Origin of the sequence: Parageobacillus sp. KH3-4, assembly GCF_022846435.1 — a bacterium.
Lineage (GTDB): Bacteria > Bacillota > Bacilli > Bacillales > Anoxybacillaceae > Parageobacillus > Parageobacillus thermoglucosidasius_A.
This window is the reverse complement of the sequence record NZ_AP025627.1, coordinates 1,486,180-1,499,731: the sequence shown is the minus strand read 5'-3', so window position 1 is coordinate 1,499,731 and position 13,552 is coordinate 1,486,180. Positions and strand designations below refer to the sequence as shown.

Annotated in this window: 15 protein-coding genes; 2 read left to right on the top strand and 13 right to left on the bottom strand. The window is 46.1% G+C overall.

The window, feature by feature from the left end; genetic code table 11:
• Positions 1–19 precede the first annotated feature (19 nt).
• Genes MWM02_RS07820 through MWM02_RS07795 form a run of 6 tightly spaced genes read right to left on the bottom strand, consistent with a single transcriptional unit; the run spans position 20 to position 5,635 of the window.
• The gene (locus tag MWM02_RS07820) at positions 20–1,144 is read right to left on the bottom strand and encodes a cupin domain-containing protein (RefSeq protein WP_064551665.1); all 1,125 of its coding nucleotides are present in this window, start codon (positions 1,142–1,144) and stop codon (positions 20–22) included.
• Between the two features lie 15 nt (positions 1,145–1,159).
• Positions 1,160–1,657, bottom strand: coding sequence for a DinB family protein (locus MWM02_RS07815; protein ID WP_244403391.1), 498 nt, complete (start codon positions 1,655–1,657; stop codon positions 1,160–1,162).
• 2 nt (positions 1,658–1,659) lie between these two features.
• Positions 1,660–2,595 (bottom strand): fumarylacetoacetate hydrolase family protein, encoded by a 936-nt coding sequence (locus MWM02_RS07810; RefSeq protein ID WP_244403390.1) that lies wholly within the window; start codon positions 2,593–2,595, stop codon positions 1,660–1,662.
• A gap of 11 nt (positions 2,596–2,606) precedes the next feature.
• Positions 2,607–3,032 carry an acyl-CoA thioesterase gene (locus MWM02_RS07805; protein WP_244403389.1) on the bottom strand — a complete coding sequence of 142 codons (426 nt, stop codon included), beginning with the start codon at positions 3,030–3,032 and terminating at the stop codon, positions 2,607–2,609.
• Positions 3,033–3,059: 27 nt separating this feature from the next.
• Positions 3,060–4,286: an FAD-dependent monooxygenase gene (locus tag MWM02_RS07800; protein WP_244403388.1), complete on the bottom strand. Its 1,227-nt coding sequence runs from the start codon at positions 4,284–4,286 to the stop codon at positions 3,060–3,062.
• A gap of 59 nt (positions 4,287–4,345) precedes the next feature.
• Positions 4,346–5,635: a phenylacetate--CoA ligase family protein gene (locus MWM02_RS07795; protein ID WP_244403387.1), complete on the bottom strand. Its 1,290-nt coding sequence runs from the start codon at positions 5,633–5,635 to the stop codon at positions 4,346–4,348.
• A gap of 176 nt (positions 5,636–5,811) precedes the next feature.
• On the opposite strand from MWM02_RS07795, the gene MWM02_RS07790 reads away from it, so the two are divergent.
• Both MWM02_RS07790 and MWM02_RS07785 read left to right on the top strand, forming a co-directional pair.
• Positions 5,812–6,573 (top strand): IclR family transcriptional regulator, encoded by a 762-nt coding sequence (locus MWM02_RS07790; RefSeq protein WP_244403386.1) that lies wholly within the window; start codon positions 5,812–5,814, stop codon positions 6,571–6,573.
• A 19-nt stretch (positions 6,574–6,592) separates the two neighbouring features.
• Complete coding sequence (locus tag MWM02_RS07785) at positions 6,593–7,363, top strand: IclR family transcriptional regulator (RefSeq protein ID WP_481861751.1); 771 nt, start codon at positions 6,593–6,595, stop codon at positions 7,361–7,363.
• 268 nt (positions 7,364–7,631) lie between these two features.
• Here the strand turns inward: MWM02_RS07785 and MWM02_RS07780 are convergent, their stop codons facing one another.
• The 7 genes from MWM02_RS07780 to MWM02_RS07750 form a co-directional block, all read right to left on the bottom strand.
• Positions 7,632–8,336, bottom strand: a complete 705-nt coding sequence (locus tag MWM02_RS07780; RefSeq protein WP_244403385.1) for an ABC transporter ATP-binding protein — start codon at positions 8,334–8,336, stop codon at positions 7,632–7,634.
• Positions 8,329–9,084, bottom strand: coding sequence for an ABC transporter ATP-binding protein (locus tag MWM02_RS07775; RefSeq protein WP_064551657.1), 756 nt, complete (start codon positions 9,082–9,084; stop codon positions 8,329–8,331). The genes MWM02_RS07780 and MWM02_RS07775 overlap by 8 nt, the downstream gene beginning before the upstream one ends.
• Positions 9,081–10,070 carry a branched-chain amino acid ABC transporter permease gene (locus tag MWM02_RS07770; RefSeq protein WP_244403384.1) on the bottom strand — a complete coding sequence of 330 codons (990 nt, stop codon included), beginning with the start codon at positions 10,068–10,070 and terminating at the stop codon, positions 9,081–9,083. Before MWM02_RS07770 ends, MWM02_RS07775 begins: the two co-directional genes overlap by 4 nt.
• Before the next feature lies 1 nt (position 10,071).
• Positions 10,072–10,932 carry a branched-chain amino acid ABC transporter permease gene (locus tag MWM02_RS07765; protein WP_244403383.1) on the bottom strand — a complete coding sequence of 287 codons (861 nt, stop codon included), beginning with the start codon at positions 10,930–10,932 and terminating at the stop codon, positions 10,072–10,074.
• A gap of 160 nt (positions 10,933–11,092) precedes the next feature.
• Positions 11,093–12,331 carry an ABC transporter substrate-binding protein gene (locus MWM02_RS07760; protein WP_244403382.1) on the bottom strand — a complete coding sequence of 413 codons (1,239 nt, stop codon included), beginning with the start codon at positions 12,329–12,331 and terminating at the stop codon, positions 11,093–11,095.
• Between the two features lie 142 nt (positions 12,332–12,473).
• Positions 12,474–13,328, bottom strand: a complete 855-nt coding sequence (locus MWM02_RS07755) for a DODA-type extradiol aromatic ring-opening family dioxygenase (protein ID WP_064551654.1) — start codon at positions 13,326–13,328, stop codon at positions 12,474–12,476.
• An 18-nt stretch (positions 13,329–13,346) separates the two neighbouring features.
• Complete coding sequence (locus MWM02_RS07750) at positions 13,347–13,541, bottom strand: 4-oxalocrotonate tautomerase (RefSeq protein ID WP_244403381.1); 195 nt, start codon at positions 13,539–13,541, stop codon at positions 13,347–13,349.
• Positions 13,542–13,552 lie beyond the last annotated feature (11 nt).

Below are 13,552 nucleotides of genomic sequence, written 5' to 3'. Positions count from 1 at the left end.
ATAACAGAGGAAATATTATTTACACGACACCTGCCTCCGGTTTAAACTCACTAACCACCTGTTGATATCCATTGTTGTTCGGATATTCCTCTTCCCGCTGCAATCCAAGCTTCTCCATAATCGGCAGATCATTTGCGCAGAATAATAGCGCTTCCTCATTCGAAGCATTGACATGCTCGTGCCAAGCCCAATTTGGAATAACAAAATAATCTCCTTTTGTCCAATCAAAGCGAACGCCGTTAATAACCGTATATCCTTCCCCTTTGAATACATGGTAAATTGCGGAATACGTATGGCGATGAGCCTTAGAATGGTAGCCGACCGGCAGCTTCTGCATCCAAGCGGCGATATTCGGATTTGCGGTATGTCCTGTCGATGGATTAATATATTCGACAGCAATGCCATCATAAGGATCTGGTTCAAAATCGCTTAATCCCGCCAATGCAGCTTCTGTTTGTTTCCATTTGTATAATCCTAATGGCGCTACGTTTGCTTTACGGTCGCTGATCGGCCGAACCATTCCGCCGCGATATTTTCGCGCCGAGTAATCATCCGGCAATGACGGAGGTTCAATGCCATCCGGATGAGGCTCAAAGAACGTGCCGCCTGTCGCATAAATAAACGGAATATCCAGACAATCCATCCAAAACATTGGCCCATCTCCTGGATGGCTATGGCCATGCCATAACCCTCCCGGCGTAATGAGGAAATCGCCTTCCTCCATAAACAGCCGTTCCCCTTGCACAATGGAGTAAGCTCCTTTGCCGTCGGTAATAAAGCGCATGGCGCTTTGCGTATGCCGATGAGAAGGCGCCGTTTCCCCAGGCAAAATAAGCTGCACCGCCGCGTACAATGTATTGGTTGTCGACGCCCATCCCCATGGCTGGCGATGCTTTAATCCTGGATTTTGCAGGTAAATGGCTCTTCTTTCTCCTCCACGCTCCGGAGTAAAAATTTCTGTCGCTTCCAGCAATAGCTTTTGGATAATTTCGCCTTTCCACAGGTATGGAACCGCTTCTGGGGCCGGCTCCTTATGCATTAAATCCGGAATCGCTTCCCATAGCGGCCCTAAATGATATTTTTCGATTTTTTTCGTAAACTCTTTTACTTCCTTGCTTTGGAAAAACGGATTGGCTTCTGCCATTTTTTTCGCCCCTCCTCACGCTTTTTGTTGCGACTCATATTTTTTTAAGTTTCTTTCGATCTGTTTATTGTGGTTTGCTAAATGTTCAGTAATAAAATGTTCGACTAAAAAAGTCATCGGTTTTACTCCAAATTTTGGATTGCGGTGCGGTGCTTCTAACGCTAAATCCGCGTCACTTAACGAAGCAAACTGTTCATTGGCAAACTGTCTTGCTTGTTCGATTCCTTTAATGACATCGGAAACAGCGCGTTGATCCGCTTGGCGGACCGCTGCTAATCTTGCTTCATCTTGCAAACCTCTTCCCCATTCTGTACCACCCGCTTGAATGACACGGACAAGCTCTCTTGTCCAATAACCAATCACTTCTTCCACATGGCAAAGTATCTCCATAATCGACCATTCCTCGGCGGATGGTTTCCAGCGAATCACCTCTTCTGGCAATGTTTTTGCTTTCTGAATTATCTCATCAATCGATTGATTCATTTCTTCCTGGTATTGTTGAATTTTTGACATTATCATCCCACCTCCACGGTGTTCGATACTGCTTTAATACGATTTTCAAGAACTCCTATCTTTTCTACTTCAATCCGCACCACATCCCCATCTTGCAAAAATACTTGCGGGTTCCGAGCTATTCCAACTCCACCAGGGGTTCCAGTACATACTACATCGCCAGGTTCAAGTGTCATAATATGAGATAAAAATTCCACGAGATAATGAACATTAAAGACAAGATTTTTTGTATTCGAACGCTGCCGTTCTTCCCCATTCACCGTCAACACAATCTCTAAAGCATGAGGATCAGGAATTTCATCTTTCGTCACCAGCCATGGTCCCATTGGTGCGCTGCCATCCAGTGTCTTTCCTTGCAGCCATTGCAGCGTTCTGCGCTGCAAATCCCTTGCCGTTACGTCATTGACGATCGTATACCCCGCCACATAATCTAACGCATCGGTTTGCGATACATTGCGCGCCCGTTTCCCAATCACAAACGCAAATTCTGCTTCATAGTCAAGCTGCTTCGTAATCGGCGGAAGCGGAATGTCATCTTCCGGGCCGATAATGGTATTGTTAAATTTAGCGAAAATCACTGGATACTCTGGCAATTCCCGTTTCATTTCCAAAATGTGTTCCCTGTAGTTATGGCCTACGCAAATGATTTTATTTGGCTTTAATACAGGCGCTTCGATTTTGGCATCAGCACGGTGGATGGTCATGCCATTCTCCAAGGCGAAATCGGCCGCTTTGTACGCTTCCTCTAAACTCTTTTCGCCACCTTCTATCAGTTCTATCGTATTGGATGGAACTAACGCCGCTGCCAATTGTTCTGCTCGCGGATAGCCTTTTGCTTTCAATAACTGAACATACGCCTTGTTGAGATCCACTACGTTTTCCCCGACGATACAGCCTGCCCGAACCGCATCTCCGTGTCGATAGTTAATAATTTTCATAATCCTCCCCCTTACCCTAAAACCTGCATGTTGTCGTTCGCCGCTTTCTTCATTTTTTCGCGAATTTCATCAGGAATCGGCTCTGCTTTCGGCTTTCCGTTTTTAAAATTCGCCCAAACACGTATCTCATAGCCTTCGGCAATCATCTGTTCTCCTTTGAAAAATTGATGCTGAATTTTGAAAACTTTATCCCGCAGTTCTACGATCGCTGACTTCACACACACCTCATCTTCAAAAAAGAGAGGAGATTGAAACCGGCATTTTGCTTCCACAATTGGTATGCTTGTATGATCTTCATGAAATAATTTCCAAGTGGAATATCCTAATTTGGAAAAATAGTGATGCGTTGCTTGGTCCATCCATTTATAAAAATTAGGATAAAACACAATACCAGCAGCATCGGTATCTCCCCAGTTTACCTGAAATGGATACTCCATATGTTTCACCCAATCTTCAGTTTTCGATTAATATTTTGTTGACAATTGAGGCGGTCCCGATCTTGGACCATATGGCCCTTCATCAAGCCATTTGCCTAGGCGCGGCAAAATTGGGGCCAGTGAGGCAGCCACTTCCCTCTTCATATTGGCTGCTGGAGCGCTGCCTTGAATATGCTCTAAGGCGATGCCAGCACAGTCGCGGTTGTATCTTGCCGCGATCAGCCGCTCGTTGGCGGCCGCGGCAATGGCCGCTTTCGCTTCTTCGCGATTGGCCGCATCAAGCGCTGCCCGAATCGCTTTCGCCGCCATGATCGCATCCGGCACACCGGAGTTCATGCCGCGCGCGCCGAACGGGGCAAACAAGTGCGCCGCTTCACCAGCTAACAACACGCGATGATGACGGTCAGTCAACGACTCGGCAACGACTTGGAAAAAGCGGTACGTCGATACCCACGTGATGCGATCCGCATATTTTTCCGGCATCACTTTCGGCAGCCATTGTTTCACGCCTTCAACGCTGCCGAACTGTTCCGGATCATCCCCGTCAAGTAGCTGCAAATCAATTCTCCACCCTCCGGCAAACGGCACAAATAAGACGTTGCGTCCGTCTACGGCCGGGTGTTGATAATGAAACACCCGCTCTAGCGGCAGCGGATCTGCTTCATCTTCCTTCACATCGACAACAACAAAGTAATCTTTCGTCCGCGGACCTTCCATTTTAATGCCGACCGACTTGCGGACGGTTGAACGCGCACCATCGGCGGCAATCATATAATCGCATGTCCACCGTTCACCAGATTCAGCAATCATGGTGACTCCTTCCTCATCGGTATGGACCTCGCGAACCGGCGTCTCCCAGATAAATTCGACTCCCGCCTCAAGGCAGGCGTTATACAAAAATTTTTCCGCTTCCACTTGCGGCAAACTTGTAAATGGAGGAAGCGCCTTCGGATCAGGGGACGGATACCGTTTGACATACACTTCTTTGCCGCGGAATAACGTGCGCTTGACCGGCCAGACAACCCCATGTTTAGCAAACGTTTCCCCTAACCCTGGATAAATGTCTTCTAAATGCTTTAATGTAGCTTTATGGAAATAAATCGCCCGGCTTCCTGGACGGAGACGGTCTTTCGGTTCTGCTTCAATGACCGTCGCCGGAAGCCCAAAACGACGCAGCGCCAATGCCGCGGTTAACCCGATTGGTCCGGCTCCGACAACGAGGACCGGACGCCGCTTTACATTTGCTTGACCCATCAGCAACTCTCTCCTTTCCATTTTCGATATCCTAGCCCGATTCCCGTCTATCCAGCACTCTACCCTACTTGCTTTTGGTGATCTCGTTGGTCAACGACCCGTTTCGCCTTCATTGAAAAACGGGGCAGTGATCCTTGGGCGACCCGTTCGACATCGATCCGGATGCCAATCCGTTCCCTTAAGCGATCAGCCAGACGTCGTTCCACGTCCGTTTCTGACTCTACTTGCACTTTGACTTGGTTCATTTCATTTTCCGTATAATAAACAATGCGAAACTCTTTGATTTCCGCAAACTCTCTGATAATCGTCTCAATGGACGACGGAAAAATGTTGACACCGCGGACCACGACCATGTCGTCGACTCGTCCAATAATCCCGCCTGGCAAAAATCGATACGGATTGCCGCAAGAACACGGCGTCGAAGAACAAAACACAATATCTTTCGTCCGGTAGCGTATGAGCGGATAGCCGTAACGGCTGAAATTGGTGAGCACCAGCTCCCCGCGCTCTCCTTCCTTAACTGGCTGCAGCGTTTCCGGGTCGATAATTTCCGCCAAAAATTGCGCTTCGTTAATATGAAGCCCGTTTCGAGCCGAACATGAGTAGCCGTACGCCCCCATTTCCGTCATCCCGGCATGATCGTACACGTCCGCTCCCCATCGCGTTTCAATCTGCTGCCGCGTTGACGGAACAGACCCGCCAGGTTCCCCTGCTGTAATGATGGCCCTTACAGGAGCCGAGGGCAAATCGATTCCCATTTCTTCCGCCACTTCAGCTAAGTGAAGGGCGTAGCTCGGCGTGCAAAGCAATACCGTCGCCCGGTTTTCTATCATGCTATATAGCCGCTCTTTTGACGATTGCCCGCCTCCGGGGATCACGAGCGCCCCCATTTTTTTAGCCGCCTCATATGCGGACCAAAAACCGATAAACGGCCCGAACGAGAAGGCGAGGAACAAGCGGTCGCGGTTCGTCACCCCGCTCGATTTCAACACTTCAAACCAGCAATCCCGCCACCAGTTCCAGCTCTCCTCCGTATCCAAAATTTTAAGCGGTTTGCCAGAAGTGCCTGACGTTTGATGGTAACGAACATAACTCATTTCCGGATAGCAATGGTTTCGACCAAATGGCGGGTATAGCTGCTGGTCTTGAACGAGCTCTTCTTTCGTCGTAAACGGCAATTTTCGGAATTCTTCCATCGACCGCACTGGCAGGCAAAGATGGCGAAATTTTTCCTTATAAAACTCGTTAAACTGTGTGACAAATACAAGCAGTTCATTAATTTTTTGCAGCTGGTATTGTTGCAGCTCCAACTCCATCTCCCGAATCGACAATGTCATCCTGCTTTTCATCCCTTCTTTCCTACTCTTTTTACTATATTTCCATTTACAATATTTAAAACATTCTGAATGTTATGTTATATTATAATTGTCCCGTATAAAAGTTCGATATTTCTCTATGTGAAACAAAAGCAAAAATTATGCTTTTTGAAAGCGGTTTCTTATCAAAACAAGGAGGGGAGGAGGCAATGAAAGAGCGCAAAAGACGAACGTCGTTTTCATCATTGGAAAACGCTTTACGGCTGCTCCACCTATTTTCAATGGATGAGACAGAACTTAGCATCGCTGATATTGCGGAAAGGCTAAACATCGGCAAGAGCACCGCCCATCGGCTGCTGCAAACATTAAAAAGCGAAGGCTTTGTCAAAAAAGATCCAAAGACAAACCTTTATTCTCTCGGCACTTCATTGCTGGCGATGAAAAAAATTATCCATTCCCGTTTTCCCATTTGCCAAATCGCGCTTCCTTTTTTGCAGGAACTCGTCGCTTTATCGGGAGAAAGCGCGCATATCGCCACGCTATATGGTGCTGACGTCATCTATTTATACAAAGCAGAATGCGATCATCCTGTTCGTCTTCTTTCTTACGTCGGCAAAAAAAATCCGGCATTTTGCACCAGCACAGGCCAAGCCATTCTCGCCTATCAGCCAAAAGAAACGATCGACCGCATCATCGCCCAGGGACTTCCTGCCTTCACACCAAGAACGATCACCACACCGCCAGCACTTCTGGAAAAACTAGTGCAAGTGAGGCAACAAGGGTATGCCATCAGCAGTGAAGAACTGCACGAAGGGGTGACGTCCATCAGCGCCCCGATTCGAAACCGCAACGGAAACGTTCGCTACTCCGTCTCCATTGCCGGACCGATCCAACGCGTCAACGATCGTTCTCTTCCGTATTTAACACAGCTTGTCGTGCAAACGGCACAAGCCATTTCAGCGAAACTGTAAAAGCAAAGGGGGCCCACAGATGGTGGAAAAAATAGACATCACTCTCTCGTCGGTGAAAAACGGACTACGCATTTTGCGCTTATTTTCGGTTGAGGCGCCAGAGTTAGGAATTACAGAAATATCAAAACAATTGGGATTACACAAGACAACGGTCCATCGGCTGCTCGCTGTATTGGAAAAAGAGGGATTTGTGGAAAAAAACAAAAAAAACCGCAAATACCGTCTTGGCCTTTCAATATTGCATTTGAGCGGAGTGGTTGACCTGCATACCGAAATATTTAAAGACGCCCTTCCCGTCTTGCATGCTCTGATGAACGAATCAGGGGAGGCGGTGCATTTATCGGTGCTAGAAGATGACCGGATCGTTTATCTTTATAAAATCGAGTGCCCACACCCTGTGCGTCTTCTGTCTTACATCGGCCGGAGCAATCCATGCACCTGCACAAGTTCCGGAAAAGTGATGCTTGCCTTTCGCCCGAAAGCAACGGTCGAGAACATTCTTCGCCGCGGATTGCCAAAATACGGGCCGAACTCAGTCACCGATCCAAAAGAGTTAGTCAGCCAATTAGCGGCCATCCGCCAGAAAGGCTATGCCGTTTGCATTGACGAACTGCACGAAGGGGCAACGAGCATTGCCGCCCCCATTCGCGACTATTCCGGAGAGGTTGTCGCCGCCGTAAGCATCGTCGGGCCGAATCAGCGAATCACTCCGGCAGCCATTCCTCGGCTCATCGGGCTTGCTTGCCAAGCGGCGCGCGAAATTTCGTCATTGCTCGGATATTGCGATTAAACATCTTCTCTTTACTCGTTACTAAATGAATCTGAAGCTCACTCAAAAGGTTGCCTACGTTCAAACAAGCCATAACATCGATACGATATTGTTATCCAAAACGTATATGAAATAAGGATGTCCCACTCCGTTTGGGACATCCTCTCTCTTGGGTACAGCATGATTTTGCAGCCCCAGTCATGTTCCCCAAAACTTTCATGGACAAGCACCGATACGGTGCTTACTGTCCTGTGCGCCCGATTCAAAACACTAAACATATTATGCTTTATTAAACACCTAAATATTTGTGTTGCATTTCTTCATTTGCCATTAATTGATCGGGCGTGCCATGCCATACAATCTTGCCCTTGTTCATAATTAATATCTCATCTGCCGCCTTGCAAGCAAGTGCAATATTTTGTTCAACCATCAATATGGACAGTCCTGCCTCTTTTAATTTAATGACGATCTCACCCACTTGATCAATAATCACCGGGGCAAGTCCTTCGGATGGTTCGTCCATCAGCAAAAACTCAGGATTCGTCATAAGCGCCCGACCAATCGCTAACATTTGCTGCTGTCCGCCGGATAACTGTGTGCCCAAATTTTTTTCCCGCTCTTTTAATACAGGAAATAACTCATAAATTTTCTCCAGATCCCATATGCTCCCGTCATTTGCTTTTCTTTTTCGCGCCGGCATCGTCAAGTTCTCTTTTACAGTAAGCGACAGAAAAATCCTTCTTCCTTGCGGCACTAAACCGATTCCAAGACGGGAAATTTGGTGAGGAGACAAAGATTGCAACTGTTGATCCTTAAAACGTATGCTGCCCCGTTTGGATTTATGCAAACCGGCAATGGTATGAATCGTTGTCGTTTTTCCCGCTCCATTCCGCCCCAAAAGCGCCACACATTTTCCCTTGGGAACTGAAAATGTCACCCCTTGAAGAATATAGCTTGTTCCGTAATAGGAATGGACATCTTGAAGCTCAAGCATGTTGTTTCGCGCCTCCTCCGAAGTAAATTGCCTTTACCATTTCATTGTTTCTGACCTCCTCCGGAGACCCGCTTAATATGACTTCCCCATGGTGAAGAACCGTGATCCGATCAGCAATGGCAAAGACGACTTCCATATCATGTTCAATTACTACTAGCGCAATGGAGCGCGGAAGTTTTTGAATCATTTCTGAAGTTTGCGCTGTTTCCGCCGGGGACATTCCGGACGTCGGTTCATCTAATAAAAGAATCTTTGGATTGCTGGCCATGGCCAATAGCACTTCCAGCAATCGCTGTTCTCCATAAGAAAGATTTTTTGCTTTAATATGGCGGCGTGAAGAAATTTCCCATTCATCTAAAATTCTATTTGTTTCCTCCTTTATATCTGACCGGTTTGCCAGTGGCGAAAAAACGTTATATCGATACGATTTCTTAGCTACTAGCGCTAGATGAAGATTTTCCTCCACTGTTAAATCGCCAAACAAGTTATTTTTTTGAAATGTCCGGGACATTCCTAAATGGACGAGATGATGTGCAGGAAGTTTACTGATGTCTTTTCCGTCTAAATAAATAGCCCCGGAATCAATGGGCAAGAGATTCGTTATACAATTAAAGAGCGTCGTTTTTCCTGCACCATTGGGGCCAATAATCACATGGCGTTCCCCAGGGTTCACTTCTAATGAAACATTGCGCAATACTTGTAGCGTTTTAAATGATTTGCTGATATTTTCAACTTTGAGTAAACTCAATTGACTACCTCCTCTTTTTTTACTTGATTTTGAGTGGCTTCTTCATCGATTTGTTTACGCAAAAAAATGATATCTTTAACATATCGCAGCCAATGAATCATTCCGCCTTTCCCAATAAGAACAAGGATAATCAACAGAGCCCCCATGATCATCGGCCAGCGCTCCGTATAAGTGCTCATAAAGTTTTGCAAATAGATAAAAACGCCTGCCCCGACCGCCGGCCCAAGTAAAGTACCGACTCCGCCGATAATCACCATCACCATCACCTGACCGGAAAATGTCCAGCCTGACAAATCAGGGGAAACAAACACATTAAAGTACGAATAGAGCGATCCGGCCAATCCTGCTAAAGATCCGGATAACGTATAAGCTAGCAATTTATAAATCCGGACATTATGGCCGAGGGCACTCATTCGCGCTTCATTTTCCATAATGCCCTTCGTAATTTTTCCGGCCGGAGATTCTACAAACAGGCGCAAAAGAAGATAGGAAATGATAAAGGCAGCGCCCATGACATAATAGAACCCATTTGGAGATACAATTTCTCCAAAGCCAAGATTCAAGGTGGCAGAGACCGACATCCCATCTGCTCCACCTGTCCAAGGCTTCAGCTGCCAAAATAAGACATACAATAATTGTCCGAATGCAAGCGTAATCATCAAAAAGTAAAATTTAGACGTACGTATAAATACTGCACCGGTAATTAAGGCAATCAATCCGGAAATCACAACGGAGATCAGAAGCAACAGATACGTATTCGGCACATACTGACCGATGATCGCAACCGTATAAGCGCCTATTCCAAAAAAACCGGCATGTCCGAGTGACACCATTCCTGCGTAGCCCATAATCAATCCTAGACTCATGGAAAAAATGGCCATAATGTAAATTTCAGTCGCCAAATTCATCCCAAAATCAGACAACCCAAGCGGCATAGCTAAAACGAGGAGAATAAGCAGAACGGTGTAGAGAAAAATCTTTTTCACACTATGCCACCTCTCTTCCAAACAACCCTTGCGGCCGAATGATTAAAACAACTATCATGATCAGAAACACAATCAGCATCGATAAGGATGGGAACCATACCTTTCCAAATGTTTCAATGACACCAATTAAAATGGCGCTGATGAAGGAACCCTTCCATGAACCTAAACCGCCAATGACAACGACAATGAGGGAAGTGACAAGGATTTCACTATCCATCCCCGTATACATTCCGATCAGCGGTCCGCCCAAAACACCGCTCAACCCTGCTAATGCCGCTCCAAATGCAAATACTCCAGTAAATACGAGCCCTACATTTATACCAAGAGCACCAACCATTGCACGATCATCGACACCTGCACGGATGATCGCACCAATGCGCGTTTTGCTCTCCAAGTACCATAATAGTAAAGCTAATAAACAGCCAATAAAGACGACAAATAAGCGATAAAGCGGGAACACCATATCCCCGATTGATAAGGATGCGTTAAGTAAGGCTGGCGCCGAAAGCGTTTGCATTTCTGTGCCCCATATCCATTTCACAACATCAGCGATAATAAAGCTTAAGCCGAAAGTTAATAATACTTGTTCAAGTTCTTTTCCATATACATGCTTAATGAGTAGTTTTTCCAATATAATCCCTAATACGGCTGTTAAAAGAACCGATAGGAGCAAAGCGATCCAGAAATTCAATTCATCACTAATGAACGTAAAGGCAATATAAGCCCCCAGCATAAATAGTGTCCCATGGGCAAGATTAACGACGTTCATCACGCCAAGAATAATGGTCAATCCTGCCGCAATCATGAAATACAACATTCCATAGGCCAGACCCGTCAACAGTTGCGCATAAAAGATGGACAATAGTGATCCCTCACCTTCCTGTTCATATACTTATGAAATTTAATAGGAATCGATATTTGCTCTCCATTCACCTCTTGCGAAATATGTCCCGCTATAATATAAAAAACAATGGAGGGGCGGGGACTCAGAGATCCCCCTACCCTTATCTCCCCCCATTCCATTATTCAAACGGCGAAGTTTCCGGCATGGTTACGTTTTTAACCATTTCAATGACTTTAGGTACAATGACGCCATCTTTCAGCTCGTTCTTAGCAATATAGAAATTTTGAATCGGGTTATTTGTTGCAGGATCAATCGTAATTGGGCCGCGCGGACTGTCAAAAGAAATTCCTTTGAGCACTTTGATTAAATCCTCTGAACGGACACTTCCTGCTTCCGCAACGGCTTTATCAATCATTGCCGCAGAGTCGTATCCCTCCACAGAAAAAATATTAGGCAGTTTTCCATATTTTGCTTTATATGCTTCCACAAATTGTTTATTTTGTTCATTATCTAGGTATGGAGAGTAATTAATCCCCGTTATAATTCCTTCTGCCGCTTCACCGGTAGGCTGGGTAATTAACTCATCGCCAAACTCTAAAGCTCCCGCTAAAGGAATTTTCCCCTTCAGCCCAAACTCTTTATATTGGGTAACAAAGCGGATTCCGTCACTGCCTGTAAAGAATGCATAGATCAGATCCGGATTTTCTGCAGATGCCTCTTGAAGATACGGCGCAAAATCATTGGTGTTTAATTTCGGATAAAGTTCCTTTGCTACCTTTCCGCCCGCCGCTTCAAAAGCGGCCTTAAATGCTCGTAAAACTTCCTTTCCAGCAGGATAATCCGGAGCAAGTATAACCGCTTTCTTGCCGACGTTATTTGCTAAATATTTAGCAGCGCTGCTCCCGTTTTGCCAATTCGAAAAAGAAGCGCGGTACACATAATTGCTCTTTTTGCTCCATGCGAGGTCATCGCCGGCTGCATTGGCATCGATTAACACCTTTTTATCTTTTTCTACTTCATCACGTAATGCATAGACGACAGCTGAAGAGATAGGGCCCACAAGAATATCGACCTTTTCGCTATGAACTAATTGGCGATACTTACGTAACGCCACTTGCGGGTTTGCTTCATCATCTTCAACTTTTATTTCAACTTTTTTCCCGCCTAACATGCCGTTATGTTCTTCCAAGTAAAGTTTAAATCCGTTGATAATCCCTTCTGATAATGGCGCAAATGTGCCGGTTTGTGAGAGAATGAAGCCGATCTTAAGCAGACCCGAAGAAGATTCTTCTTTGCTTGAACCGGTGTTGCCTGATGTCCCGCTACTTTGCGCACATCCCGCAATGATCAGCATGACCGCGATCATCATAATAAGACCCGTTATGTTTAGTTTTAAAAATCTCTTCTTTTTTTCCATTTCATAGCTTCCCCCTTTCGCCTCTTAATTAAAGCGCTTTCATTTTCTGTCATCATGCTGGCTCTATTACGCATCAGATCATCTCCATTTACTGCCGAATCTTTCCCCCATAGGGGTTTTGACATAAGACGATAGAAACGGATTATAAACGATTAGCCATCTGTTGCGAAACATACACAGTTTTGTATTGGGCCGGGTGCGGCTCAAACGTCATGACCACATTGCCGCTACCGGATGATTGGCCATATCCGTAATAATGGCTTTTATAGTTTTCTTGAATGACCCCAAGCAGCGCGGCGAGATGCCGTCCTCCTGACTCGACTCCTGAAATTCGCGCGTATTGCGGAAGCATGTTCCATGCTGCAGATACATCTCCATTTTTTAAATATTGCAAAAATTCGCGATCCAACGCTTGCTCTGCCAATGTTGGTAGCGCTTCCGGACGGCGGACAAGGTTATGGGAAAGCGCGCCGCTGCTAATAAACATCGTCTTTTTCTCGCTTTCGCGCAACACTTTGCCGATGAGCTGCCCCCATATATACGTTTCGTGCAAGTTGGCCGCCCATGTAACCGACAGGCTGATGACGGCGATATCTTCATTCAGCACTAAATAGCGGAGCGGAACAACGGTCCCGTAGTCCCAAATATACGTCGGGTCATTGACTTCAACGACCCGAAGACCAGCGTTCTTCCCTGCTTGGACAAGCTGTCTTCCGAGCTCTTCGTCCCCCGGATAATCGTATGGCACATCAGAGATGAGATCCGGGCATTCAACGGCTGTCAATACCCCTTTATGCCGGGGAGTGACATCGACAAAATGGTCAAAACTTGACATCCAATGGCATGAAATAAGCACAAGCGTATGCGGCTTGACCTGCTCAATCACTTTGGCGACTTCATGCATCCCTTGGACTAATTCGCGCTGAAAATCAGGGGCGCGATCTTCAAAGCACATTCTTGGCGTATGAGGGACAAGCATCGCTAATTCGAGGCTCATCGTGTTTCCTCCCTTAGTTTATTTTGATTGTTTATCTGACACTGGGATACCGGCGATACCCCAGTGAGATTTCGGAATTTCTGACACGATCACCCGCACATTCTCCTTCGGAGAGCCCAGTACCACGCTGACTGTTTCCGTTACTTGGCGAATTACTTCCTTAATCTTTTCTTCCGGTCTTCCTTCTAGCAATTGAATATGGACAATCGGCATCATTTTCATCC

What these genes read in the sequence shown, in the direction of transcription:
- MWM02_RS07805 (WP_244403389.1), bottom strand. Translation starts at nt 3,032, where the DNA reads ATGGAGTATCCATTTCAGGTAAACTGGGGAGATACCGATGCTGCTGGT.
- MWM02_RS07820 (WP_064551665.1), bottom strand. Translation starts at nt 1,144, where the DNA reads ATGGCAGAAGCCAATCCGTTTTTCCAAAGCAAGGAAGTAAAAGAGTTT.
- MWM02_RS07785 (WP_481861751.1), top strand. Translation starts at nt 6,593, where the DNA reads ATGGTGGAAAAAATAGACATCACTCTCTCGTCGGTGAAAAACGGACTA.
- MWM02_RS07780 (WP_244403385.1), bottom strand. Translation starts at nt 8,336, where the DNA reads ATGCTTGAGCTTCAAGATGTCCATTCCTATTACGGAACAAGCTATATT.
- MWM02_RS07810 (WP_244403390.1), bottom strand. Translation starts at nt 2,595, where the DNA reads ATGAAAATTATTAACTATCGACACGGAGATGCGGTTCGGGCAGGCTGT.
- MWM02_RS07815 (WP_244403391.1), bottom strand. Translation starts at nt 1,657, where the DNA reads ATGTCAAAAATTCAACAATACCAGGAAGAAATGAATCAATCGATTGAT.
- MWM02_RS07795 (WP_244403387.1), bottom strand. Translation starts at nt 5,635, where the DNA reads ATGAAAAGCAGGATGACATTGTCGATTCGGGAGATGGAGTTGGAGCTG.
- MWM02_RS07790 (WP_244403386.1), top strand. Translation starts at nt 5,812, where the DNA reads ATGAAAGAGCGCAAAAGACGAACGTCGTTTTCATCATTGGAAAACGCT.
- MWM02_RS07755 (WP_064551654.1), bottom strand. Translation starts at nt 13,328, where the DNA reads ATGAGCCTCGAATTAGCGATGCTTGTCCCTCATACGCCAAGAATGTGC.
- MWM02_RS07750 (WP_244403381.1), bottom strand. Translation starts at nt 13,541, where the DNA reads ATGCCGATTGTCCATATTCAATTGCTAGAAGGAAGACCGGAAGAAAAG.
- MWM02_RS07760 (WP_244403382.1), bottom strand. Translation starts at nt 12,331, where the DNA reads ATGGAAAAAAAGAAGAGATTTTTAAAACTAAACATAACGGGTCTTATT.
- MWM02_RS07800 (WP_244403388.1), bottom strand. Translation starts at nt 4,286, where the DNA reads ATGGGTCAAGCAAATGTAAAGCGGCGTCCGGTCCTCGTTGTCGGAGCC.